This is a genomic window from Ahniella affigens (assembly GCF_003015185.1).
Lineage (GTDB): Bacteria > Pseudomonadota > Gammaproteobacteria > Xanthomonadales > Ahniellaceae > Ahniella > Ahniella affigens.
Genome location: NZ_CP027860.1, coordinates 4533661 through 4557727, shown reverse-complemented (window position 1 = coordinate 4557727; position 24067 = coordinate 4533661). Strand labels below are relative to the sequence as shown.

Sequence of the window (24067 nt, the reverse complement as noted above, 5' to 3'; positions counted from 1 at the left end):
CTGGCTGAATGCTGCAACTGATGGCCCGGAAACTTAAGCGACGATTCATCCCCCAAGCTCAGAATGGACGCACCCCTACTGGAGGTGGCTATGAATGTTCTGAGCAAGTCAATGCTGGTGTTGGTGGCGACGGTGATGTTCGCTGTGTTGAGTTCGGGTCGCGCCGAAGCGGGTCACGATCGCTGGTCGATCAGCTACTCGAATGGGGGCTACCATGGCCCGAGCTACGGCCTGAGTTTCACGTCTGGCGGCTACATCCATCCTGACTACCTGCGACCCGGCCGTTATGGCTATCGCGCATACGGTGTTTATCCGGACCCGAGAAATTACGTGGTGCGGGCGCCGTGGTGCCCGACCCACCGACTGAATCACCATCATGGCTACCGTGACGACCGCCATCATCGCGATTACGACGACGGCCGCTACTACCGCAACTGGGACGACGACCGTCACTACGGCCGCGGCTATCGGAATGGTCACCGTGACGGGCGTGGCTACCGGCACGACCGCTACGACCGCCGTTGGTAAGTGCTCGTCAGGCCAAAGCTTGCTCCAAAACGAACGGCCCGGATTGCTCCGGGCCGTTTTGTTTTGGGTATGACTTTGGGCCGGATAGCAGGACGGACTCAGTCCTTCAGGTGCCAGGCCACCAAGGCGTTGGCGTGGCCATGGCCCAGGCCGTGATCGGCCTTCAGCATGGCCACGAGCTCCATGTGTTTCTTCGGGCCAGCGGCGCGGAGCACTGTCATCCAATGCTCAATTGGCTGCCCATACTTCTTCTCGATCGACGGAAAGTACGAAGCCGGTCCTTGGATTTTCGGTTGGTCAGCCATGGATTCGGTCTCAACGTTGCGTGCCGGCCTGAGCTTATTCAAATCCGTTGCCGAACAGGAAGGAATTGCCGCTCACGCTATCGAAGCGGTAGACACTGCCACCCTGGCCTGTCACATAGAGGTTTCCGAACGCATCCTCGCCAAAGCCAATGGGGTTCGACGGCACCAACACTGCGACGCCCGGCGCGCTTTCCCAACGCGTTGCACTGAAGCCCGACGGCGAACCACCGTCCGGCAGTCCGAAGAACACCTCGCGCGAGCAGTAGTCGGCGAAGATAAACATGCCGTTCAATTGGGTGATCGGGCCGCGGTACCGATAGCCGCCCGTAATGGAGCAGCGCCCGCCGGTGTGCTGGTAGTTCAGAATGGGCAACAGGCCGAAATTGCAGGTGGTGCTGGAGCCAAATAGCTGCCGACCCTCGCACGTGCTCCAACCCAGATTCTGCGGCCCGCTGCCGTTGGTGATCAGATCGACTTCTTCCCAAGTGCCTTGGCCGACGTCACCGATGACCATGTCGTTGTTGCTGCGGTCGAAACTGAAGCGGAACGGATTCCGGAGGCCGTAGTGATAGATCTCGTCACAGGTGCTGGACGTGCCGACGTTTGGATTATCGACGGGAATCCGATAGCGGGCCGGGTTGCCGGCGGTATTGCCGCAAAGCTCGGTGCTTGGGCTGCTCGTGGTGCCATTGATGTCGATGCGGAGGATCTTGCCGAGCATCGCGAAACCGGTGCCTGCCGGGTTGCTGCTCAGGCAACTCGCCGGATTGTTGTTGGCGGTCTTCCACCACTGGCACTCGGCGAACCCGTGCGGATTGTTCTGGGGGCCGCCGTCACCCATGGAGATGTACAGGAAGCCGTCGGCGCCAAAGTGCAGGTCGCCGCCGTTATGGTTACTGGCGACGTCTTTGACCGTCAGGATTTCGCGCGCGCTGGCGGGGTCGGCCACATTGGGGTCGCCAACGGAAACGGTGTATTCCATCGTGACCTGGTCGGCCATCGGGCTCGTACAACTCGCCGCGTTGAATCGCGACAATTGCAGATAGAACTTGCCGTTGGTCGCGAACTGCGGGTGAAACGCCAGCCCAAGGAGACCCTGCTCGCCACTCTGGCAGACGGAGATGGCCAGGAACGGGGTCGGCAGCAGGGCGCCGTTCTGCCAGATCCGGATCGTGCCGCCACGGGTGACGATAAACGTGCGGCCGGAGCCATCATTCGGCGAGCGCACCGCAATCGGGGCGCTCAGGCCAGCTGCGCCGATGTCGGTCATGGTCAGATCGGCCGGAACGGTCTGAGCGGTGCCGGATCCAGCAGACAACAGCGCCAGAGCCCCGAAAATCAGGGCGAACGGGGCGGCAAGACGGTTCATGGGCACGTTTCCGGTCTAGAAGGGACCGCGATGTTACGCAGCTCGCCCGTGCTTTGTCGTGAATCCGATCGCGAACCAGCAAAAGAGCCCCAGAATAGGTTCAAGGCCGATGCGGGCAATGGATGGCGCGTCCAGGATCAGCGCGGGTCTGAAAGTCCAGGACGGACTGATAGAGACCCAACTGAACGGTGCGGGCGCGTGAATACCTGGAACCTCACGACTTTCTAACATTTCTTGTGTTGATCTGGCAGTCCAGGGCCTTTAGTGCTTGCCAATTCGGTCTAGGCTCAGCACCATTGCGCCCCCAAAAATTCCGGCCAGATTCGGCCGAGCAAGGAGATTGTTATGCGTTTGACCCTGAAACCTCTGGCTTTTGTGGCGCTGTCCTGCCTGGCTTTGACCGCCTGCAAAGATGAAGAGTCCGCTGGGGTCGGGTCCGCCAAGAGCGGCGTGAAAGTTGCCGAAAGCCCGCTCGCGGCCGTCGATGCGAACATTGAAGCCTTAAAAAACAATGACTTGAAGGCGCTGGTTTTGAGCTCCGTGCCGCCCAGCATGACTGAGCACCTGCGGGCCAAGTGGAAATCGGAAATGAATCAAGATCCGATCACCGAAGAAGATCGGGCCAAGTTCGCCGAAGCGCTCACGATGCTGACCGCTCCCGGTGCCGAGCAGAAGATCTGGACCGACGTGCAGCCCAAATTCGCCGAATGGCAGAAGGAAGCGCAATTCCAGATGCCCATGTATATCGGGATCGGGCAGGGCATGCTCGGTTCGATGGTTGACGGCAATGAGGATCTGACCGAAGCGCAGAAAACGCAGGCCAAGGCTGGCATCGGTGCCTTCGGAACGTGGGCCAGCTCGGCCAAGTTCCTGGATGCCGACCTCGCGCAGAAATCGATTGGCATCGTGTGTCACGCCGCCCGCGAGATGAAGCTCGAAAGCCTGGACCAAGCCCGTGCCATGCCGTTCGATGAGGCGCTGGAAAAGGGCAATATCGCGTTCAAGGCCACCCGCGATTTGCTCGACAACTATGGTTTTCCGACCAATGACGTGTTGAAGTCGCTGAAGTCGGAAGTCATCGCCCAGAACGGTGACACCGCCAAGGTCAAGGTCACCTATCAAATGTTCGGCACGCCGCTCGAAGTCGAGTCGGACTTGGTCAAGCTCGAAGGCGGCTGGTACAGCAAAGAATCGGTCGAGAAGATTCGCGCCGAGATGAACGGCAGCGCCAACAGCGAACCGAGTCCGGACGCGGACGCTGCCGAGGGCAGCGACGAGTCGGCGGAAGGTTGATTTGAGCGGACGCGGCGCGTCGATGGCCACCGAGCGAATCGCCTTGTCGGGCACTTCTCAAGGCACGGAACGGGCACCCTGGATCTGGCGGGTGCTCGGTGCGTTGACGCGGCCTTGGCTTCGAATCCGAACCGAACCACCAGAACCGGCCATGCTTTTGAAAGCGAGGCAGGTCCCGGTGGTCTACCTGCTGGAGCGTTACGGCATTTCGAATGCGGTGATCCTGGAGGAGGCTTGCCGCGAGCATGGTCTGCCGCCGCCACTGATGCCCATGCCGGGCGGGTTCATGAACAAGTCGCGCGCGTTGCTGGCATTGTCGCGGCGCGACGGGTTGATGTTCCGTCGGCCGCGGAACCGCACCCATTCCACTGGTCTCTCGCAAATCGTGGCGGCCATGCGTGCCGACCCGACCCTGGACGTGCAGGTTATTCCGGTCTCGATTTTCGTCGGCCGTGCGCCGGCCAGTGAGTCGGGTTGGTTCCGCGTGCTGTTTGCCGAAACCTGGAACATGGTCGGCCGTTTCCGGCGGTTGCTCGGCGTGCTGCTCAATGGGCGTGACACGATCGTGCAGTTCTCGCCGCCCGTCAGCCTGCGCACTGTGCTCGAAGACGGGCTCGACATTGAGCGTACGGTGCGCAAGGCCAGCCGGGTCATGCGCGCGCACTTCCGCCGGATTCGAACTGCCGTCATCGGTCCTGATCTGTCACATCGGCGCACCGCGATCGACGCCGTGATCAATGCCGAAGGCGTGCGCGACGCGATCAATACGCTCGCGAGCAAGGAGCGCATCAGAATCGAACAGGCCGAAGCGCGGGCGCGCTCGTTTGCTTGGGAAATCGCGGCCGACTATTCGCACACGGTGGTGCGTTCGGCGTCGTTCTTGTTGCAGCCGTTCTGGAACAAGCTGTATGGCGGCATCCGAACCTTCAATTTCGACACGCTGAAACAGGCGGCGCCTGGGCACGAAGTGATCTACGTGCCGTGCCATCGCAGTCATATCGACTACCTGCTGATTTCGTATCTGCTGTATGTGAATGGCGTCGTGCCGCCGCACATTGCGGCAGGCGTCAATCTGAATCTCCCGGTTGTCGGTTCGCTGCTCCGCAAAGGTGGCGCGTTTTTCCTGCGGCGCAGCTTCCGCGCCAACGCGTTGTACTCGGCAGTGTTCGCCGAATATGTGGCGCAGTTGTTCAAGCGGGGCGTGTCGATGGAGTACTTCATCGAAGGCGGCCGCAGCCGCACCGGCCGACTCATCGAACCGCGTGCGGGCATGCTCGCCATGACCGTCCGGAGCTATTTGCGGGAGTCGCAGCGGCCTGTGGTGTTCCAGCCCGTGTACATCGGCTACGAACGCTTGCTCGAAGGCAAGGCTTACACAGGCGAGCTGTCCGGCAAGCCAAAAGAGAAGGAATCGTTGTGGGGCCTGCTCCGCTCGCTGCGCCTGCTGCGCGAGAAGTACGGCAAGGTGAGCGTCAGCTTTGGTGAACCGATCTATCTGGCCGAGCATTTGGATCGCGAGGTGCCGACGTGGCGCGCCGAGGCAAAAGCCGACAAGCAGCCTTGGTTCAATGGCGCGGTCGAAAGCCTCGCCCATCGGGTGATGGTCAACATCAACCGCTCGGCCGACGTCAACCCGATCAATTTGCTGGCGCTAGCCATATTGGCGACGCCAAAGCATGCGATGGCCGAGGACGATCTGATTCGTCAGATCGAACTGTTCCGTCGCCTGCTGTCCGATCAGCCTTACTCCGATCGCGTCTCGGTGACGGAATTGACCGCGGCCGAGATCATCCAGTACGGCGAGCAGATGAAAGCGATCGTGCGCGTCAAACATCCGCTCGGCGATGTGCTCGAAGCACCGGGCGATATGGGCGTGATGCTGTCTTACTTCCGCAATAACGTCCTGCACTTGTTTGCGAGCTCAGCCTGGGTGGCATGCTGCTTCCTGAACAACCGGCGTTTGCAACGCGCCAGTGTCGAACGGCTGGGTCGGTTCATCTATCCGTTCATCCAAAGCGAGTTGTTCCTGCCCTGGACGGAAGATCAGTTCGGCGAGCACTTGCAGGCACGCGTGGATGGCTTCGTCCGCCTCGGTCTGTTGGAATGCGATGGCGAGGATGGCAAACTGCTGCGGCGAAAAATTGGTCAGACTGACGAGGCGTTCCAGCTCCGGATTATTGCGACCAGCCTGCAGCAGGCGTTCGAGCGTTACTACATTGCGATTGCGTTGCTGGTGAAAAAGGGCGCGAAGCGCTTGTCGACCGGCGAGCTTGAGAACCTTTGCCACCTGACGGCGCAGCGGTTGTCCTTGCTGCACACCCAGGCTGCGCCCGAGTTCTTCGACAAATCGCTGTTCCGCGGGTTCATCTCGACGTTGCGCGAGCGCCGAATTGTCTGGCTGGATGAGCACGCCAAGCTCGACTTCGGCCACGAACTCGACACGATGGCAAGTGACGCCAAGCTGATTCTGTCGCGCGAGCTCCGCCACTCGATTCTGAAGCTCGCGAATGAGTCGCACTCGGTTGACCTGACGGCGGTCAAGAAAGCGAGTTAACGCGGCATGGTCCGGCACGCACCAAGCGCCCCGTGCGGGCGCTGCCTGCGGCGTGCCTAGTCCGCTGGCCGCATCCAGCCCTTGCGGCGAATCCGCACGGGCCCGCGGGCTTCGCGGATGTTCACCGGCCGGCCGGATTGCAGCACTTCAATCCGGCCCTGATCGGCCAGGCGGGCGGTGACTTCGCGAATCGGCCGCATCAGGTCTCGCCACTCGACGCGCAGGTCCTCGCCGAGCAGCCGCGCGGTCTCGCTCGGACAAATGCTCGCGTCTCCCAGTCGGGCATCGAGCATTTCCACCAGGTAATCGTGGATCACCTTGCTCAAGGCATCGTCGGGCGGTTGGCGCGGGGATAAGGGCATGATTGTCGTCACACAATATCAGAACGCAAAATGGCGGCCGGATCAGACATCGCGATTTCATCGAAATAAGAGCAGGCGGCTCGAATGGTGCGGTGCAGCGGCGACGCGAACCCGCACCGCATCATCAGATTCGCCGCCCGTGCCGCGCAATTGACCAGCTTTCCGGCAAACGGCAGTGGCAGCTTGTTCAAAACGGGGCTTCCCGATAAGTTCCCCCGTCTTGTTTCCGGAACAACCCGATGGCATTCACCCAAGCTGCCCCTGTGCTGGCGAACCCGTATCTCGACGATCGCATGTTGCGCTCGCTGTTGAAGCGCGTTTGTCCGCCGAATCAGTTGGGCGAGCTCGAACAGACCCTGACTGATCTGGGCGATGCGGTCGTCGGCGAGTTGGAGCCCCGGATTCACAAGGAGTACCGGTTCGAACCGAGCCTCAATCACTTCGATGTCTTCGGGAATCGGATCGACCAGTTGCAGCTGTCTGGCTTCTGGCGTGAGGCCAAGCAGTTTGCGACGCGCTGGGGCCTGGTCAGCACGGGCTACGACAAGCGTTTGGTCCAGCATGCCCGGCTGCATCAGTTCGCGCGGGTGTACCTGTTCCATCCATCCAGCGAGTTTTTTACCTGCCCGCTGGCGATGAGCGATGGGGCCGCGCGTTGTCTGCAGGAATCCGGCAACTCGGCGCTGATTGAGCGCGCATTGCCACACCTGCTCGCCACCGACCCGAAAGAGTTGTGGATCAGCGGTCAGTGGATGACCGAAACCAGTGGTGGCTCCGATGTCGGTGGTACTGAAACCACCGCGAAGCAGGATCAGCGCGGTCGCTGGCGGCTCACTGGGCGGAAGTGGTTCACGTCGGCGATCACGGCCGACATGGCGATGGTGCTCGCGCGACCGGAGGGCAATGGCCACGGTGCCGATCAACTTGCGTTGTTTTACGTCGAGCCTTGGAAAGCCGACGGCCGGTTGCGCAATATCGAAATTGACCGGCTCAAGGACAAACTCGGTACGCGCAAGCTGCCGACGGCCGAAATCCGGTTGAACAACACGCCAGCGGAGTTGGTCGGTGACATCAAAGGCGGCGTGAAGATGATCACGCCGGTGCTGAATACGACTCGAGTGTGGAATTCGGTCTGCGCAATCAGCACCCTGCGGCGCGCGCTGTCGATCGCTCGCGACTACGCGGCGCGGCGCGTGGTGTTTGGCATGCCGCTCTTGGATCATGCCCTGCATCAGGAAACGCTGGCCGATGTCCAGGCAGAACTGGAAGCGGCGTTCCACCTGACGTTTTACGTGATCGAACACCTGGGTCGAAGCGAGTACACCAGCGCGGAGGACCCGTCGCATGCGCTCGTCCGGCTCCTGACGCCAGCGCTCAAGTTGTTCACCGGCAAGCTCGCGGTGGCCGGAGTCTCCGAGTGCCTGGAGGCAATGGGCGGCGTCGGCTATTGCGAGGATTCGGGGTTGCCCGCGTTGCTTCGCGATGCGCAGGTCATGCCCATTTGGGAAGGCACGACGAATGTCCTGGCGCTCGATGTGCTCAAGGCGCTCCGGCAAGTCGGCGGGCTGCAGCACTGGCTGACCGCGATTCGCAGCCTGACCGCGCAAATCACGCTGCCGGATATGGAGCCGGTGGTGAAGCAGATCCGCGAGTCCGCGACCGCGGTGGCCGAATGGCTGCAGAAGCGCTCCTCGACGAAAGACGAATTGCCTGCTGGCGCCCGTGGCCTGGCCATGACCCTGGCGCGCACCTTGGCGCTGGCGGTTCTTGCCCGCCACGCCGAATGGAGTTTCCGCGCCGAAAATGACCCGCGCGCCCTGGCCGCTGCCAAGCGCTATGCCCGGCTTGGAACGATTCGTCTGGCCGTGCCGACCGGAAACGAAGCCCGCATGCTCGCGAGCGACATCTACGCTTAAGTGGCGTCAGATCGGCCTGTGCGCTTTGGCACATGGGCGCCAGCGCGCGCAGCTGGCAGTCTGCAGGGCACCCCTTGGATTCGTACCGATGCGCTCTGACCGATTGTTCCAGCAGTTGCTGACTGTCCTGATCCTGCTGCTGATCGCGACGTCAGTACTGGCGCGATCAGACCGCAGCAAACCCAAGAACGAGGCGCTTGGTATCGGCGATACCTGGACGCTCGAATCAACGGTGCTCGGTGAGATTCGGCGAATCAATGTCTATCGACCCAACGTGCCGACCGATCAGCCGCTACCGGTGTTGTACATGCCGGATGGCGGGATTCAAGAAGACTTTCTGCATGTCGCTGGCCTCGTGCAGATTCTGAGCCTGAACGGCGGCATACGGCCATTCATGCTGGTCGGTATCGAGAACACACAGCGCAGGCGCGATCTGACCGGGCCGAGCACCGATCCGCAGGATCAGGCAGTGGCGCCGGTGATTGGCGGCTCGCGCGCGTTCCGGCAGTTCATCCGCCAGGAATTGTTTCCCGCGGTCGAAGCCCGCTACCGCGTGACGCACGAGCGCGCGTTGATCGGTGAGTCGTTCGCGGGCTTGTTTGTTGTGGAAACGATGCTCAAAGCACCGTCGATGTTCGACAGCTATCTGGCGCTCGACCCTAGCCTTTGGTGGAACCACAGTGTGCTGGTCAATCGCTTTCAGAATGAGCCGCTGCCGAAAGCCTGGCAGCAAAAGCGCCTGTATCTGGCGCATGGGAGCCAGTCAGAAATCGCGGCATTGACCGAGACGGCGTACACCATACTCAAGACCCAACCGGATGCATTGCGCCAACTGGAGTACCGGGCGTTTCCCGATGAAACGCATCAGACCATCTATCACCCGGCAGCACTCGCCGGTTTGCGGTTGCTGTTTGCACCTCCGGCGCAACCTTGAAGATCGCCTGACCGGGATGTGTCCGGAGTGCTTAGTGCCCGACGCGAATCCCGTGTGACTGCAAGATCCCGGTGTACAGTGCGATGGCCACCAGCAGAATCAGGCCGATCGAGATGCCAATTCGTCGCGTCAAAGCGCGGACAACCCGCGTCCGGCTGGCCTCGTCCTGAACTTCCGGTTTGTGCAGCATGTACCAGAGCGCCGAGCCGAGGTTGTAGACGATCACCAGGAAAATGGCGATCACCAGCAGTTTCTGAATTCCTTGCATGATTTTGATTCACACTTCAGCAGTCCCACAGTATAAAGCCGGGCCGTCATTCCCGGCAGGGCCGGATGGCCCAGCTTTCCAACTTACTGACCCAATGCTCCGCAAACCCGCACTGAAGAGCTGGCTGCTGCTGGTGGTTGGCCTGACGATCTTTCTCAGCGCCGCCAACTGGCAGTACGGGCGCGCCCAGTACAAAGACCAACTGGCACGCGAGTTTGCAGCGGCCCTGGCGGTGCGCGACGCGCCAACCTTGGACGCGGCGCTGGCGGCGCCCCTGCCCGGGGCGTACCAGACCGTGCACCTGCGCGGGCAATTCGACCAGGCGCACCTGTTGCTGCTCGACAACCAAGTCCAGGACGGGCGGGTGGGAGTCCAGGTGTTTGCGCCGCTACAGACCGATACTGGCCGCCACGTGCTGGTTCAGCTCGGTTGGGTGGCCTGGCCGAATCGCGAGCAACCGGTTGCAATACCGCCAATCCCGGCCAACTTTGACTCGGTCGGTATTCTGGCGCCGCCACCGGCGCCGGGCGTGATTGCCGACAGCGTCGGCCAGGGCCCGTATCCGCGGGTGCTGATGAGCGTGGAGCCTGCCAGCGTCGCCGAGACGCTGGGGTATTCGGTGCTCAGCCAGGTGTTCTGGCCAAAGGCAGACGCGAGTTCTGGCTTCCAGCGTGCGTGGCACCCCCCTGGTATTGGCGCCGAGCGCCACCGAGGCTACGCCTTGCAATGGTTCAGCTTCGCCATTGCCGCAATCATCCTGTTTCTCTATCTCCATCGGCCTTCGACCCGTGACTGATTCCCCGAGCTCTCATCCCCATCCAGCGGCGCCCGGCGGCGGTCGCCGCCAATTGCTGTTGATTGTTGGCCTGTTCGCGCTGCCCATGCTGATTGCTGGCGTGCTGGCCGCGATCGGTTACATGCCGGAGGGCCGCAAGGCCTATGGCGAGGTGTTGACGCCGGCCAAGCCCCTGCCGGAAACCGCGATCACCGTTGACGGGCAAGCTTTTCCGCTGGCGACGCCGCAGTGGTTCTGGACCATGGTCGTGCGCGTGCCAAAAACCTGCGACGCCACGTGTGTGGAGCGCCTCAATCTGATCCCGAATCTCCGGGAGACACTGAACCGCCGCGCCGAAAAACTCCGTTTTGCGATCCTCGACCCGTTGCCCCCCGGGGTCACTGCCTTTGCCGGCCTCCGAGGGGTTTACTACCTGCAGCAGTTTCCGGCCGAGCTGAATACCGGGTTGCCGCAACCGGAAACGGATTTGCGGCTTGGTCTGGTCGACCCCAGCGGCTATTTTGTCATGCGCTTTCCGGAGCACGCTGAGCTGAAGCCCGTGCGCCGGGACCTGGGCAAACTGGTGCTCTGAGCGGCCCTGCTAAACTAGACCGATGACCGCACTCACTCACACAGCCGCACAGTATTTTGCGCTGACCAAACCCAAAGTCGTTGCCCTGATCGTGTTCACGGCGTTCGTGGGCATGCTGTTGGCCACGCCGGGATTGCCTAACTGGTGGCTGGTGCTGGTCGCCAACGTCGGGATCTGGCTTGCTGCGTCGAGTGCGGCGGCCATCAACCACCTGCTCGACGCCCGGATCGACGCCATCATGGCGCGCACAGCCAACCGACCGTTGCCGACCGGGCAGCTCAGTTCGCGCCAGGTTCTTTGGTTCGCGCTGAGTCTTGGGGCCTTGTCGATGATCCTGCTCGTCTGGCAGGTCAACGTGCTAACGGCCGTGCTGACGTTCTTTGCGCTGATCGGCTATGCCGTCATCTATACCGTGTATCTGAAGCGCGCGACGCCCCAGAACATCGTGCTGGGTGGTGCCGCCGGCGCAGCGCCGCCGGTGCTTGGCTGGGCCGCCATCGACAACTCCGTGCATCCGTATGCGCTGCTGATGTTCCTGATTATTTTCATCTGGACGCCGCCGCATTTCTGGGCGCTCGCAATCTTCCGCCGAGAAGACTACGCGCGCGCCGCCATCCCGATGTTGCCAATCACCCATGGCGTCGAATACACCCGCGCCCATGTGCTGTACTACACGATTCTGCTGTTCCTCGTGACCTTGTTGCCATGGCTCACCGGCATGAGCGGCTACTTGTATCTGGGCGGCGCGGTCGTGCTTGGCCTGGGATTTCTGTACTACGCGATCCGTTTGCAGAATCCACCGAATGAGCGGTTTGCGATGGAAACATTCAGCTATTCGGTGCTGTATCTGATGGCGCTGTTTGCGTTCCTGCTGGTCGATCACTACGTGTCGTCACCGGCATTGCTGCAATCCCATCCGCCGCAGCTGCTGGAGTTCAAGTCGGCATGATGGAGATCGAAACCGAACGCCTGCGCCTGGTCCGTTTCGAGCAGCAGCATGCGCCGGAACTGTTTCGGTTGATGAACGATCCGGATTGGTTGCGCTTCATTGGCGATCGCGGCATTCGCACGGTCGACGATGCCGTCCGGCAGATCGAAGAGCGCTATGACGTCCACCATCGCGAGCACGGATACGGCTTTTGCGCCGTGCTTGAGAAACAGACGTCCAACTTGGTCGGGCTATGTGGTTTGATCCAGCGCGATACCCTGCCCGAAATCGACCTCGGTTATGCCCTGCTGCCAGAGTTCCGAGGCCGCGGCTATGTTCAGGAAGTCGCTCGGGCGTGCCTGGACTATGCCCGCGATCACCTGGGCCGCAACCAAGTGCTGGCGATCGTCAACAGCGACAACCAGCGCTCGATTTCGGTGTTGGTCCGGCTGGGGTTTGTCTATCGCGGGCCCTATCGCGTTCCTGGCGAGGAACGCGATATTGCCCTGTACGTCTGGCAGGCTTGAGTTGGTCTGCGATCCGGCTCAGGGTTGCACGCGCGCAATCAGCCAGTAGGCGTTCGGACTCCAGGTGGTATTGCCGATGTGGCCGGCAAGTACGATGCCACTGGAGTCGGTCATGACGGCCGTCGCGCTATTCTGGTACAGGCCACTGTAGCTGGTGAAGTTGTAGCGCCGCACGCCGGTGGCGGCGAAGCTGGTGTCGGGCGCGCCATTCCCCTGGAGGCGCAGCACCATCGCCAAAATGGACCCGTCTCCCATTGTCATCGTGCCCACCGCAATGGCGCGGTTGTTGGCATCAATCATCAGGTCGTTGAACTGGCTGCCATAGTTGTAGTTGCCGGCAAACAGACCGGCATTGGCGAAACTGGTATCGAGGCTGCCGTTGCTTTGGAGGCGCGCCACGCGAACCTGGCAATTGGAGCCATCGAACGCGCAGGACGTGCCGGCGAACACGACTTTGCCGTCAGATTGCAGGGCAATCTCGCGGCCGCGATCCAATCCGCCCCAGCTCCACTCCGAAAATCCGGTTCCGGCAAAACTCGTGTCGGGCGCACCCGTCGTTGCGAGAAACCGAGCCACCACGGCGTTGGAGTTGCTCGAATTCGGGCCCATTCGACCGACCGCCAGAATCTTGTTATCGGGTTGAATGACCACATCGGTCAGCCGGTTGAACGCGCTGACGCCGCTGTAGACCCGTGACCAGGCCCGTCCGCCGGTCCCAAAGCTCGGGTCCAGGGTGCCATTGCTCAGCACACGCACCAGCAGGAAGTCGCTGTTGTTCGTCGTTGGGTGGCGATCGTTGCCGGCGATGACAATGCTGCTGCCTTGCAAGGCTGCGCCAATCAGTCCATAGGCGCCGGTCACGCTGATGGTCAGTCGGCCGTTCGTGCCGAAACTGGCAACGGCCCCGCCGCTGGCGTTCAGCGCAAACAGGTCGATCTGGCTGGCTCCGGCGCAGAGGAGGTAGAAGGTGCTGCCCGAGCGCAGAACACGAATGGTGCCGATTGGCGGCACGATACTGTTGGCTGGGGTCAAGATTCCGGCGTTGCCAAAGCTTCCGTCAAGTGCCCCATTACTCAAATAGCGCACCAAGATGGGCTGGTGCTGGCTGGTGTTCAACGCGTTCATGCCGGCGGCCCAGAAGCGCCCGCTGGTGTCTTGGAGCATGCTGCCGGATATGTTGCCGGGCGCCGACGTGGCCGTGCGGGTGAACCCGCCCAACGCGCCGAAGCTCGGATCGAGATCGCCCGGTGCAGCTTGCGCCTTCGGTGCCAGCAAACTGAAGGACACGGCGCAAACCATCAGTGCGCCGCGAAGGGTAAGTTTAGACAGCCAGAACAAGTTCATTTTTGCGTTTCCGTCTCGGGTAGGTATCTGGGGGTACGAAACCGGTGCAACGATTGGGACATTTCGTGTCGATCACAAGGCGCACTGCCCACCGGCGCGTCGATTCCGGTCCGACACCACCCTTGCCAACCATTGCCTGCAAGGCCGCATCGGTGCAGACTCGGCACGTGATCCAACCGGCGCCATTTGCTGACCGAAGCTCCGGGGGCCCTATTCGCGCCCAGGCGGATGGGCGTGCCCTGGCGCTCGAGTTGTTGCACGCCCAAACGTTGCCGGCGCTTGCCGATTGCCTCCACCAATATGCTCGGGAAGCGCTGCAGGCGACCGCCACGCAGTTGCACTGGTCGGAGGGGTTCAGCGCGTCCGGACCAAGTCCAAGGCAGAGTGCGCCGGTCGCGCTTGGCGAGCGGACCATTGTTGCCGTCGAGCTGTTCGAACAAGCCTGGGATCAGGGCCGGAGCGCGAGCAAACTCACCCCCGACGGGGTCGAACTGGCATTGCCGATCATTGCCGGCAGCGGTACCTCGGCGCGCGCCGTGTTGTGCCTGAAACAATCGACCAGTGGCGCCGAATTGGCGGCCGATACCCTGAATCTGATTGCGGCCCGGGCACAAGAGCTGCTGCAGACTTCCCGGCTCAAGCAGGCAGTCGATCGATTGGAAACCGCCGAACGGATCCAGCGCGCGTTGTACGCCATTGCCGACTTGGCGAGCAGTGACATGGAAATGCCGGATATGCTCTCTGGCATCCACGAGATCATTGGTGATCTGACCTATGCCGAGAATTTCTATATCGGCCTGTTCGATCGGGATCTCCGAATCTTCCGCTTCATCTATTTTGCCGACAGCGTGGACCCCGATCCCACGCTGCCTGATCAGGCGTTTACCGAAGACGACCTGAAGAACAGTTTGACGCTGGCGCTGATGCGACATGGCAAGCCCCTGATGGGGCCATCCATGACGATTCGCAACCTGCTGGGCGTGACCCGCGATGCGTCATTCGGGCCCGACGCCGAAGATTGGCTGGGTATCCCATTGATCACATCTGGCGTGGTCTGCGGCGCCTTGGTGGTGCAGAGCTACGATGCGTCGGTACGCTATACCGAGACTGATCGCGCACTGCTGAGCTATGTGGGACAGCATGTGCTGACGGCGGTGCAGCGGAAGCAAGCGCATGCCGAGTTGGAGCGCCGCGTGGAGGAGCGCACGCGCGAACTGGTCGAGCAGATCGAGGTGCGCAAGCGTCGTGAGCGCTTGCAGGCGGCGTTCCAACGGATTGCCGAACTCACGAGCAGTACCGAAACGATCGACCAGTTCTACACCGCGGTGCATGGCGTTGTGGGCGAGTTGCTGTATGCGAAGAATTTCTTCATTGCGTTGCTCGAGGGCGAGTGGATCGTGTTTCCCTATGCGGTGGATGAGCGCGATCCGTCCGCCCGGTTTGAATCGCGGCGCCCTGGCCTCAGCCTCACGGATCATGTGCTCCGAACGCAGAAACCGCTGCTCGCCGATCGCGAGCAACTCGATCAATTGAACGAGCGGGGTGTTGTCAAGACGGTGGGTTCGCCATCGGTATGCTGGCTCGGCGTGCCGCTGCGAGGCGAAACCGGCCCACTCGGCGTCATGGCTGTGCAGAGCTATTCGCCCGAGGTCGTCTATGACGCGACCGATCAGGAAGTGCTGACATTCGTCGCGAATCACATTGCCTTGGCGATCGAGCGCAAGCGAGCGCAGGACGCGATTCGCGCCGCCAAGGAGGAGCTCGAGAAGCGCGTCGAGGAGCGCACGCGCGAGCTGGCCGAAAGCAACCTGCAACTCCGGGACCAGATCAAGGTCCGGCAGCAGATCGAAATGCGGCTGAAGCACGAAGCCCTGCACGATGCGCTGACCGGGTTGCCAAACCGCTCGCTGCTGCTTGACCGCATGAGCCAGTGTCTGAACCGCCTGCGGCGTGACGTGCGCCGCCACTTTGCCGTACTGTTTCTCGATCTCGATCGCTTCAAGGTGATCAACGACTCGGTCGGGCATTTGATTGGCGACGAGTTGTTGAAGGAGGCGAGCCGCCGACTGCAGGCTTGCGTACGTGAACCCGACACGGTCGCGCGCCTGGGCGGCGATGAGTTCGCAATATTGATTGAGGATGTCAGCGACATTGAAGATACGCGGCGTGTCGCGCGCCGGGTGATCACGGCGCTCAACGAACCGATCCGCGTGGCGGGCAAGGAACTGTTCACGTCAGCGAGCATCGGCATCGCGATGGGGGAGTCCCGTTACAATGCGCCGGAAGAGCTGTTGCGCGATGCCGACGTCGCGATGTATCGCGCCAAGGCCAAGGGCCGGCAGCGGTTCGAGGTGTTCGACGAAACCCTGCATCAGGAGGCGCTCAACCTGCTGACACTGGAGAGTGATCTCCGACGCGCCATTGCACGCAGCGAGTTCGAGCCGTTCTTCCAGCCGATCATCGATATCGATCATGATCGCATCGTCGGGTACGAGGCGCTGCTGCGCTGGAACCACCCGGATCGCGGGCTCTTGTTGCCCTCTGACTTTCTGTCGGTCGCCGAGGACAACGGCAGTGCCGAAATCATCGACTGGCAGCTGTTTGAGCAGGCCATGCGGGCGGTGCCAAGGCTCGCGGTCATGGGGCGCTATGTCAGCGTCAATGTATCGGCCAGGCATTTGCGCGACCCGCACTGGCACGAGGAATTCTTCCGCTTGCTGGAACTCAACCGGGTGAAGCCCGAGCAAGTCCGGGTGGAGGTCACGGAAGGCGCGCTGCTCGAAAATCCCGAGCAGATCCGCCATACCCTGAATCAGATGCGCGACCGGGGTCTGCACGCGCTGTTGGATGATTTCGGCACTGGCTACTCCTCCCTGTCGTACCTGCACCAGTTCCCGATGGATGCGCTGAAGATCGACAAGAGCTTTGTGCGCGACCTGAAGCCCGGTGGCAGCGGTGGCAACGTCGCCGTGGTGCGCGCGATTCTCGCGCTGGCTGGCACGCTCGGCGTCAAAGTCATTGCCGAGGGCATTGAGAAAGAAGAACAGCGGGATGCGTTACGGGAACTGGGGTGCTCAATGGGACAGGGATTCTGGTATGCACACCCGCAGCCGCTCTCCCGGTTTCAGCAAGCGGCGGCGTCGAACGGTTGACGGCGGACGCGAGCGCCTGCGGGCGTGCACGGAACCCGTGCGCACTGGCTGACGGCCAGGGGAAATCCCTCAGGCCCCCCGATTTGTGTGCCCGGCCCGGGTTTTGGTTGCTACGCTGTTGTACAACTGCCCGCCAAGCCGTGCGCAATGACGCCAGTCGTTGTTTCACGTCAGGCTAATCCGGTTCGTGCCAGATCAGCCAAGTTGGCGCCTGAATTGATCCGGACAGGCGCTGACCTTCCCTTGGGGATGGCCACCTATGGGACGACTTCGGTGCAGCAGCCGACACGGTTTGTCGCGCTTGGCCTCCGCAGTCCTGACTCAACAAACTGGTAGACTTTTGGAATGGCGACCGATCCACAAACCCAGGCCCTGCAGGCGCGCAGCAATGCCGAAGCGCTGGCCATGCTGCAATCCTGGCTGAGTCTGGCCGAAGCCACGGCCACTTCCCAGCATCCGCTCGATGTATTTGGGCTGCTGGACCGCCGTATCACCGAGGGCATGGGCTGCGATGGCTGGGCAGTCGCCCTGTTCAACGCCGCCCGCGACGATGTCAGCTTTCCGCACAGTGGCGGCACTGACGCGCTGAAGGCGCAGCGCCTGACCCGGGCGCTGACCAAGCAACTGGTATCGCGGTTTGCGATTCGCGGCCACTACTTGGCGCTGCGGGGCGAAGACCTTTACGAGATGACGCAAGGGTTAGACCTCAGCGGCCTGCCGCTGGCGACCAATGCGCTGGTCGCTGGTTTGCGCGATGAAAATGGCCTGATCGGCATCGCGGCGCTGTTTGGATTCAACACCGAACTGGCGAGCAAAACCCAGGATTTGATGCTCCTGCGCTTTGCCGCGCATCAGATGGTTCTGGCGCTGGCGCGTCGCCGCGCCCAGGATTCCATCAAGCTGGTGTCGGCCGAACTCGAGCGGCGCGTGTCTGAGCGCACGCGCGAATTGGGCGAAACCAACAACGAACTGCGTCGGCAAATGCAGGAACGCGAGCGCATTGAGGAAAAACTCAAATACGACGCGCTGCACGACGCGCTGACGGGGCTGCCGAACCGAGTCCTGATCCTCGATCGCCTGGAGCAGTCGCTCGCCCGGTATCGGCGCGACAATTCGCAGAGCTTCGCCGTGCTGTATCTCGACCTGGATCGCTTCAAGGTCATCAACGACAGCATGGGGCATGCCATTGGCGACGCGCTGCTGATCGAGGCGTCGCGCCGGATCAGCCGGGGCGTGCGCGAAGTGGATACGGTTGCCCGCATGGGCGGCGACGAATTCGCAGTGCTGCTGCCCGGCGTCTACACCGCCTCCGATGCGGCTGTGGTCGCCAACCGCCTGATCGCCGCATTCGCCCAGCCGGTCTATGCCGAGGGCAAGGAACTGTTCACGTCGACCAGCGTGGGCATCGCGCTCAGTCATCCGCGCTATCGTAAGCCGGACGAACTGCTGCGCGACGCCGATGCGGCGATGTACCGCGCGAAATCGCGCGGCCGCAAGCGCTTCGAAGTATTCGACGAGACCTTGCTTGAGCAGGCCATGAAACTGCTCGATCTGGAAAACGAGCTGCGCCGGGCCGTGGGCAAGAACGAGTTCGTGCCGTTCTATCAGCCGATTGTCGATCTGCGCGATGGTGGCAAACTCGGCTACGAGGCGCTCTTGCGCTGGAAACACCCGCAGCGGGGCTTTTTGGCGCCGCATGAGTTTCTGAGCGTGGCGGAGGAAGTCGGCTTGGCTGAAGCGATCGACATGGAGCTTTACGAGATCGTCTTTGAAGATCTGAAGCGCATGCCCGAAGAGTGCTATGTCAGCATCAACTTGTCGCCGCGCCATTTCCGCGATCCGCAATTGGCCAACAAGCTGCTGACCCTGGTTGCCCAGCACGAGGTGCCAACCGACCGCTTGCGCCTGGAGATCACCGAGGGATCGTTGCTCCACGACCCAGCGCGTGCGCGGGTCATGCTCGAAGAGCTTCGCGATGGTGGCCTGGTGGCACTGCTGGACGATTTTGGCACGGGCTATTCGTCGCTCTCCTACTTGCATCAGTTCCCGATCCACGCTCTGAAGATCGATCGCTCGTTCGTCAACGGGCTCACACAGACCGATACTGACTCCGGTGGCTCGCAAGCGGTGGTGGAAGCGGTCCTGTCGCTCGCGCAGTCGCTCGGCGTGGAAGTGATCGCCGAAGGCATCGAAAGCGAAGGTCAACGTGACGCGCTGCTCGCCCTCGGCTGCACGCAAGGGCAAGGGTTCCTGTACGCCAAGCCGCGACCGATCGACCAAGTCCTCGCGCAATCTCTGCTCTGACCAACATGTCTCTGATTCTGGTCATCGACGACAACGCCGGCGTCGCGCAGGCATTGGACTTGCTGTTTTCGCTTGAAGGCTGGCGCACCCTGCATGCCGAAAGTCCGGAGCAGGGCTTGACCATGTTGGCCAGCCAGCACGTCGACTTGGTGGTGCAGGACATGAACTTCACGGCCGATACCACGTCGGGTGAAGAGGGCGTGGCCTTGTTCCGCGATATTCGCGCCCGTTACCCGGACTTGCCGGTCATCCTGATGACGGCCTGGACGCATTTGCACAGCGCGGTCGAGTTGGTCAAAGCGGGCGCGTGCGATTACCTGGCCAAACCTTGGGACGATCATAAGCTCGTAGCCAGCATTGCGAATCTGCTCGAACTCGGTCAGGCCAATCGGCAGCTGCAGCAGGTGCGGGTTCGTGAGCGCCGCGAGCGCGAGTCATTGGCGCAGCGATCAGACCTCTGTGGATTCGTCTACGATGATCCGGCGACCGAACGCGTGCTGACGTTGGCGACCCAGGTGGCGCGCTCGGACCTGCCGATCCTCATTACCGGCCCGAACGGTGCTGGCAAAGAACGCATTGCGGAAATCGTGCGCGCAAACTCGCTGGTGCGTAACGGGCCATTTGTCACTTTGAATTGCGGGGCCTTGCCGGCTGATCTGATCGAAGCCGAGCTCTTCGGCGCCGAGGCGGGGGCCTACACCGGCGCCAACAAAGCGCGGGAGGGCAAGTTCGAGGCCGCCGATGGCGGCACACTGTTTCTCGATGAAATCGGCAATCTGCCGGGCCCTGGACAAATGAAGCTGCTCCGCGTGCTGGAAACTGGCCGTTTCGCGCGCCTCGGTTCCAACCGCGAGCGCCAGGTCAAAGTGCGTGTGATCTCGGCGACCAATGCCGACCTGCCGGCAATGATCCGGCAGGGCAGCTTTCGCGAAGATTTGTACTACCGTCTGAATGTGCTCGAACTCCGACTGCCACCGCTGGCCGATCGGCCACGTGACATTCTGCCGCTGGCCCGGAGTTTCTTGGGTCCCGGCAAGCAGTTGGCCGAGGGAGCCATCCACGCGCTGAAACAATACAGTTGGCCGGGCAACGTGCGCGAACTGAAGAACGTCATGGCGCGCGCTGGCCTGTTGACCCAGGGCGACACGGTGCAGGCGGTGGATCTGGGGCTGCGCGACCTGGGTGCGCGTACACCTGGCGAGGAAATCGAACTTGATCGTGAAAGTATTGAGGCCGCCATCCAGCGCGCTCATGGCGTGATTGCGCAGGCCGCTGCCGAACTCGGATTGTCCCGCCAGGCGTTGTATCGGCGGATGGATCGCTTCGGCATTCCACGTGCCAAGTAAGCCGCGCGCCCCGTTTTCGATCGCCGGGCAGCTACTCGGTATTTTGTTGTTGTCGGTGTTGCCCCCCATTGCGCTGGTGGCCTTTGTCGGGCCAAAACTACAGTCGCCCTGGCTGCAATTCGCCGGTGGCAGCCTCTTCGCACTGCTCTGGGGCATCTTGCTGATGCGCTGGTGGATCGGCCCGATTCTCAGCTTGTTCCGAGCGCTGAGCGGCTCGGTCGCGAGCTTTCGTGACAACGACTTCAGCTTCGGCCTGCGCTTTGACCGGGTCGATGAGCTGGCCGAACTGGTCGCGAGCCACAACGCGCTGGCCGATGTGTTGCGCGACCAGCGACAATCACTGGCGCAGCGCGAGTTGTTGCTCGACACCATGCTGCAGCACACGCCCGTGGCGATGCTGCTGGTGGCCGAGGTGCGGCTGGATGGCGCGAGCCGCTATCCGGTGGTGTTCTCCAATCTCGCGGCGCGTCGGTTGCTCGGTGACGGTCGCAAACTCGAAGGCGAGCATCTGGACGAATTGCTGGCCCGCGCCGAGCCAGCACTCAGGCAGGCCATCGAACGGGGCGGCAATGGCCTGTTTACCGTCGGTCGCGAAGACGCCGAGGAAATCTACCATCTGGCACGCAAGCGTTTTGCGCTGAACTCGCGTCCGCATGAGCTGTACCTGATTCGCCAGCTCACCCAGGAGCTCAGGCGTCAGGAGGTGAGTGTTTGGAAGCGGGTCATCCGCGTCATCAGCCATGAGCTCAACAATTCGCTGGCACCCATCGCGTCGCTGACCCATACCGGCAGTGAGTTGGTTCGTCGACAGCAACTGGACCGCTTGCCCGAGGTCTTCCAGGCCATCGGGCAGCGCGCGCAGCATCTGGATCAGTTCATACGCGGCTACGCCACGTTTGCCAAGTTGCCGACGCCGATCAAATCGGCAGTGGAATGGCCGGAATTTGTCCAGCAGCTTTCGGCCCAAGTGCGCTTTCAAATGCCGACGCGGTTCCCGAGTCGACCTGGGTTGTTTGATGCAGGGCAGTTGGAGCAGGCACTGATCAACTTGCTGAAGAACGCCCATGAATCGGGCAGCGCCGCCGAGTCAGTGGCGCTGGAGTTGACTGAACTCGCCGACGGCGTGCGGATTGACGTGCTCGACCGCGGGCCGGGCATGACCGAGACCGTGATGGCGCAGGCGCTGATGCCGTTCTATTCGACGAAGCGTGGCGGCACCGGCTTGGGCCTCGCGTTGGCACGCGAGATTGTCGAGGCGCACGGCGGGCATATCAGCCTCAGTTTGCGCGACGGAGGTGGAATGGCCGTGAGTCTGGTGTTGCCCGCGGGGACGAATTGACGTCGGCGCTTATGGCAAGTAAGCGCTGGGGCAATCTCGCGACTTGCCACCCAAACGAAAGCAACAAAAAACCCGCCACGCAGGCGGGTTTTTCGACATCAAGCGCAAACCATCAATCCAAGTCGAGGAACGACCGCAGTTGTTCCGACCGGCTTGGATGACGCAGTTTGCGCAAGGCCTTCGCTTCGATCTGGCGAATGCGTTCGCGGGTCACGTCAAACTGCTTGCCGACCTCTTCCAGCGTATGGTCGGTGTTCATGTCGATACCAAAGCGCATGCGCAGCACCTTCGACTCACGTGGCGTCAGCGAGGCAAGCACATCGTGCACGGTTTCCTGCAGACCGGTGGTCGTGGCCGAATCGACCGGCGATTCGACATTGGTGTCTTCGATGAAGTCGCCGAGGTGCGAGTCCTCGTCGTCGCCGATTGGCGTTTCCATCGAGATCGGTTCCTTGGCGATCTTCAGGACTTTGCGGATCTTGTCTTCCGGCATGTCCATCTTCTTCGCCAATTCCTCAGGCGACGGCTCACGGCCCATCTCCTGCAGCATCTGACGGCTGATGCGGTTCAGCTTGTTGATCGTTTCGATCATGTGCACCGGAATGCGGATGGTGCGGGCCTGATCGGCAATCGAGCGGGTGATGGCTTGGCGAATCCACCACGTGGCGTACGTCGAGAACTTGTAGCCGCGGCGGTATTCGAATTTGTCGACCGCTTTCATCAGGCCAATGTTGCCTTCCTGAATCAAATCGAGGAACTGCAGACCACGGTTCGTGTACTTCTTCGCGATCGAGATCACGAGACGCAAGTTGGCCTCGACCATTTCCTTCTTCGCGCGGCGAGCCTTGGCTTCGCCAATCGACATGGCGCGATGGATTTCTTTGATCTCCGGCAGCGTCAGGAACAGCAAGCCTTCATGGCCGATCAGTTTTTCCTGCTCGGCGACCACGGCGTCCTTGCAGGTCTTCAGCGTGCTGGCCCACTTCACGGCCTTGCGCGACTCATTGTCGATCCAGCGCAGATTCGTTTCCTTGCCCGGGAACAGTTTCAAAAAGTCCTTGCGCGGCATCTTGCCGTGGCGCGTGACGATATCGAGGATCACGCGCTCGTGATGACGCAGCACGTTGACGCGCTCCCGCACGCGCTTGACCATGCCGTCGATCATGATCGATGGCAGCTTCAGCTTCAGGAATTCTTCCTGGATCTGCTGCTTCAGCTTCTGGACCTTCTTGTCCTCGCCACCAACCTTGCTGTGGCCGGCTTTGAATTTCTCGTAGGTATCGGCAAACAGTTCCATGCGGCGCTTGACTTCGGCCGGATCGGGACCGGACTCGCCAGGGCCGGCTTCTTCGCCGTCACCGTTGTCGTTGTCATCTTCCGCGGCAGCGACTTCTGATTCGGACTCGAGCATTTCCTCGGTAATCGCGGCCTGCTCGGCTTCCAGATCATAGAAGCCCGTCAGGAATTCGCTCATACGCTTCTTGCCGTCCAGGTGCGAGGCGTATTCCTCCAACAGCAGGCTGATCGTCCATGGGAATTGCGACAGCGCCGTCTGCACTTGGGCCAGACCTTCCTCGATGCGCTTCGCGATTGCGATTTCGCCTTCGCGGGTCAGCAGTTCGACCGTGCCCATCTCGCGCATGTACATGCGGACCGGGTCGGTGGTGCGGCCAGTCTCTTCGACCGCCGACAACGCCTGGATGGCTTCTTCGGTGGCCGTCTCGTCGTCCTGGGCGGCCGGCGTTTCCTGCAGAATCAGCGTTTCGGTATCGGGTGCCACTTCGTGCACTTCGATGCCCATGTCATTGATCATGCCAATGATGTCTTCGATCTGCTCCGGATCGACCACGTCGTCCGGCAGGTGATCGTTGACTTCGGCATAGGTCAAGTAGCCTTGTTCCTTGCCTTTGGTGATCAGCTGCTTGATTTCAGACTGTTGGTCGCGGGGTTCGAACTCACCGGCCATGCAATGCTCCTTTGATACAAACTTAGAAACGGAATTCGGCGATCAAAACGGACAAAACCGCCGGACGCGCCAAAAGCCAGGGCGCGAATCACGGGATTAAGTTGGGGCTACAGCAGATGCCAGCTTAGATCGGCCCTCCAGTATAAACGTGCTGTCAAGGGCAAATCGATCATGCTTATTGTGTTCTTCTGTGTCGCTGTCTGAAAGACGCCACAGAAACGCTGACGCAGTTTCCCAAGTGTTTGAATAATATCACGAATCCCAA

Annotated in this window: 19 protein-coding genes; 13 read left to right on the top strand and 6 right to left on the bottom strand. The window is 61.5% G+C overall.

From position 1 onward, the window contains the following. The first annotated feature begins 90 nt into the window (after positions 1 to 90). On the top strand, positions 91 to 528 hold the full coding sequence (locus C7S18_RS17595) for a hypothetical protein (protein WP_106892796.1): 438 nt from the start codon (positions 91 to 93) through the stop codon (positions 526 to 528). A 98-nt stretch (positions 529 to 626) separates the two neighbouring features. On the opposite strand, the gene C7S18_RS17590 is transcribed toward C7S18_RS17595, so the two are convergent. Then, positions 627 to 833, bottom strand: a complete 207-nt coding sequence (locus tag C7S18_RS17590; protein ID WP_106892795.1) for a DUF4287 domain-containing protein — start codon at positions 831 to 833, stop codon at positions 627 to 629. 34 nt (positions 834 to 867) lie between these two features. After that, entirely contained in the window at positions 868 to 2202 is a 1335-nt protein-coding gene (locus C7S18_RS17585) for a PQQ-dependent sugar dehydrogenase (RefSeq protein ID WP_106892794.1), read from the bottom strand. Between the two features lie 345 nt (positions 2203 to 2547). On the opposite strand from C7S18_RS17585, the gene C7S18_RS17580 reads away from it, so the two are divergent. Together C7S18_RS17580 and plsB are read left to right on the top strand one after the other, a co-directional pair. After that, positions 2548 to 3495: a hypothetical protein gene (locus C7S18_RS17580; RefSeq protein ID WP_106892793.1), complete on the top strand. Its 948-nt coding sequence runs from the start codon at positions 2548 to 2550 to the stop codon at positions 3493 to 3495. Between the two features lie 22 nt (positions 3496 to 3517). Beyond that, positions 3518 to 6049: a glycerol-3-phosphate 1-O-acyltransferase PlsB gene (plsB, locus tag C7S18_RS17575; RefSeq protein ID WP_106892792.1), complete on the top strand. Its 2532-nt coding sequence runs from the start codon at positions 3518 to 3520 to the stop codon at positions 6047 to 6049. Positions 6050 to 6105: 56 nt separating this feature from the next. Here plsB and C7S18_RS17570 read toward each other — a convergent pair whose 3' ends face one another. Beyond that, the gene (locus C7S18_RS17570; protein ID WP_240624055.1) at positions 6106 to 6366 is read right to left on the bottom strand and encodes a DUF3253 domain-containing protein; all 261 of its coding nucleotides are present in this window, start codon (positions 6364 to 6366) and stop codon (positions 6106 to 6108) included. A gap of 284 nt (positions 6367 to 6650) precedes the next feature. On the opposite strand from C7S18_RS17570, the gene C7S18_RS17560 reads away from it, so the two are divergent. Together C7S18_RS17560 and C7S18_RS17555 are read left to right on the top strand one after the other, a co-directional pair. Then, on the top strand, positions 6651 to 8327 hold the full coding sequence (locus C7S18_RS17560; protein WP_106892790.1) for an acyl-CoA dehydrogenase family protein: 1677 nt from the start codon (positions 6651 to 6653) through the stop codon (positions 8325 to 8327). Positions 8328 to 8415: 88 nt separating this feature from the next. Beyond that, on the top strand, positions 8416 to 9261 hold the full coding sequence (locus C7S18_RS17555) for an alpha/beta hydrolase (protein ID WP_106892789.1): 846 nt from the start codon (positions 8416 to 8418) through the stop codon (positions 9259 to 9261). Between the two features lie 31 nt (positions 9262 to 9292). Here C7S18_RS17555 and C7S18_RS17550 read toward each other — a convergent pair whose 3' ends face one another. Further along, positions 9293 to 9529: a DUF2909 domain-containing protein gene (locus tag C7S18_RS17550; RefSeq protein ID WP_240623922.1), complete on the bottom strand. Its 237-nt coding sequence runs from the start codon at positions 9527 to 9529 to the stop codon at positions 9293 to 9295. 94 nt (positions 9530 to 9623) lie between these two features. Here C7S18_RS17550 and C7S18_RS17545 point away from each other — a divergent pair, with 94 nt between their 5' ends. The 4 genes from C7S18_RS17545 to C7S18_RS17530 are packed head-to-tail and all read left to right on the top strand — an operon-like array spanning position 9624 to position 12351. After that, the gene (locus tag C7S18_RS17545; protein WP_170113333.1) at positions 9624 to 10325 is read left to right on the top strand and encodes an SURF1 family protein; all 702 of its coding nucleotides are present in this window, start codon (positions 9624 to 9626) and stop codon (positions 10323 to 10325) included. Then, positions 10318 to 10896: a hypothetical protein gene (locus tag C7S18_RS17540; protein WP_106892786.1), complete on the top strand. Its 579-nt coding sequence runs from the start codon at positions 10318 to 10320 to the stop codon at positions 10894 to 10896. Before C7S18_RS17545 ends, C7S18_RS17540 begins: the two co-directional genes overlap by 8 nt. A gap of 22 nt (positions 10897 to 10918) precedes the next feature. Then, on the top strand, positions 10919 to 11845 hold the full coding sequence (gene cyoE / locus C7S18_RS17535) for a heme o synthase (protein WP_106892785.1): 927 nt from the start codon (positions 10919 to 10921) through the stop codon (positions 11843 to 11845). After that, complete coding sequence (locus C7S18_RS17530) at positions 11842 to 12351, top strand: GNAT family N-acetyltransferase (RefSeq protein ID WP_106892784.1); 510 nt, start codon at positions 11842 to 11844, stop codon at positions 12349 to 12351. Before cyoE ends, C7S18_RS17530 begins: the two co-directional genes overlap by 4 nt. Before the next feature lie 18 nt (positions 12352 to 12369). On the opposite strand, the gene C7S18_RS17525 is transcribed toward C7S18_RS17530, so the two are convergent. Further along, positions 12370 to 13638: an NHL repeat-containing protein gene (locus C7S18_RS17525; protein WP_170113332.1), complete on the bottom strand. Its 1269-nt coding sequence runs from the start codon at positions 13636 to 13638 to the stop codon at positions 12370 to 12372. A gap of 122 nt (positions 13639 to 13760) precedes the next feature. Between C7S18_RS17525 and C7S18_RS17520 the strand changes: the two genes are divergently transcribed. The 4 genes from C7S18_RS17520 (at position 13761) to C7S18_RS17505 (ending at position 21836) form a co-directional block, all read left to right on the top strand. Then, the gene (locus tag C7S18_RS17520) at positions 13761 to 16847 is read left to right on the top strand and encodes a putative bifunctional diguanylate cyclase/phosphodiesterase (RefSeq protein WP_146151982.1); all 3087 of its coding nucleotides are present in this window, start codon (positions 13761 to 13763) and stop codon (positions 16845 to 16847) included. Between the two features lie 345 nt (positions 16848 to 17192). After that, complete coding sequence (locus C7S18_RS17515; RefSeq protein WP_106892781.1) at positions 17193 to 19151, top strand: putative bifunctional diguanylate cyclase/phosphodiesterase; 1959 nt, start codon at positions 17193 to 17195, stop codon at positions 19149 to 19151. 5 nt (positions 19152 to 19156) lie between these two features. Then, positions 19157 to 20497, top strand: coding sequence for a sigma-54-dependent transcriptional regulator (locus tag C7S18_RS17510; RefSeq protein ID WP_106892780.1), 1341 nt, complete (start codon positions 19157 to 19159; stop codon positions 20495 to 20497). Further along, the gene (locus C7S18_RS17505) at positions 20487 to 21836 is read left to right on the top strand and encodes a sensor histidine kinase (protein WP_240623921.1); all 1350 of its coding nucleotides are present in this window, start codon (positions 20487 to 20489) and stop codon (positions 21834 to 21836) included. The genes C7S18_RS17510 and C7S18_RS17505 overlap by 11 nt, the downstream gene beginning before the upstream one ends. Before the next feature lie 112 nt (positions 21837 to 21948). On the opposite strand, the gene rpoD is transcribed toward C7S18_RS17505, so the two are convergent. Continuing rightward, complete coding sequence (gene rpoD, locus C7S18_RS17500; RefSeq protein ID WP_106892779.1) at positions 21949 to 23802, bottom strand: RNA polymerase sigma factor RpoD; 1854 nt, start codon at positions 23800 to 23802, stop codon at positions 21949 to 21951. Positions 23803 to 24067 lie beyond the last annotated feature (265 nt).

What these genes read in the sequence shown, in the direction of transcription:
- C7S18_RS17595 (WP_106892796.1), top strand. Translation starts at nt 91, where the DNA reads ATGAATGTTCTGAGCAAGTCAATGCTGGTGTTGGTGGCGACGGTGATG.
- C7S18_RS17590 (WP_106892795.1), bottom strand. Translation starts at nt 833, where the DNA reads ATGGCTGACCAACCGAAAATCCAAGGACCGGCTTCGTACTTTCCGTCG.
- C7S18_RS17585 (WP_106892794.1), bottom strand. Translation starts at nt 2,202, where the DNA reads ATGAACCGTCTTGCCGCCCCGTTCGCCCTGATTTTCGGGGCTCTGGCG.
- C7S18_RS17580 (WP_106892793.1), top strand. Translation starts at nt 2,548, where the DNA reads ATGCGTTTGACCCTGAAACCTCTGGCTTTTGTGGCGCTGTCCTGCCTG.
- plsB (WP_106892792.1), top strand. Translation starts at nt 3,518, where the DNA reads ATGGCCACCGAGCGAATCGCCTTGTCGGGCACTTCTCAAGGCACGGAA.
- C7S18_RS17560 (WP_106892790.1), top strand. Translation starts at nt 6,651, where the DNA reads ATGGCATTCACCCAAGCTGCCCCTGTGCTGGCGAACCCGTATCTCGAC.
- C7S18_RS17555 (WP_106892789.1), top strand. Translation starts at nt 8,416, where the DNA reads ATGCGCTCTGACCGATTGTTCCAGCAGTTGCTGACTGTCCTGATCCTG.
- C7S18_RS17550 (WP_240623922.1), bottom strand. Translation starts at nt 9,529, where the DNA reads ATGCAAGGAATTCAGAAACTGCTGGTGATCGCCATTTTCCTGGTGATC.
- C7S18_RS17545 (WP_170113333.1), top strand. Translation starts at nt 9,624, where the DNA reads ATGCTCCGCAAACCCGCACTGAAGAGCTGGCTGCTGCTGGTGGTTGGC.
- cyoE (WP_106892785.1), top strand. Translation starts at nt 10,919, where the DNA reads ATGACCGCACTCACTCACACAGCCGCACAGTATTTTGCGCTGACCAAA.
- C7S18_RS17530 (WP_106892784.1), top strand. Translation starts at nt 11,842, where the DNA reads ATGATGGAGATCGAAACCGAACGCCTGCGCCTGGTCCGTTTCGAGCAG.
- C7S18_RS17515 (WP_106892781.1), top strand. Translation starts at nt 17,193, where the DNA reads ATGGCGACCGATCCACAAACCCAGGCCCTGCAGGCGCGCAGCAATGCC.
- C7S18_RS17510 (WP_106892780.1), top strand. Translation starts at nt 19,157, where the DNA reads ATGTCTCTGATTCTGGTCATCGACGACAACGCCGGCGTCGCGCAGGCA.
- rpoD (WP_106892779.1), bottom strand. Translation starts at nt 23,802, where the DNA reads ATGGCCGGTGAGTTCGAACCCCGCGACCAACAGTCTGAAATCAAGCAG.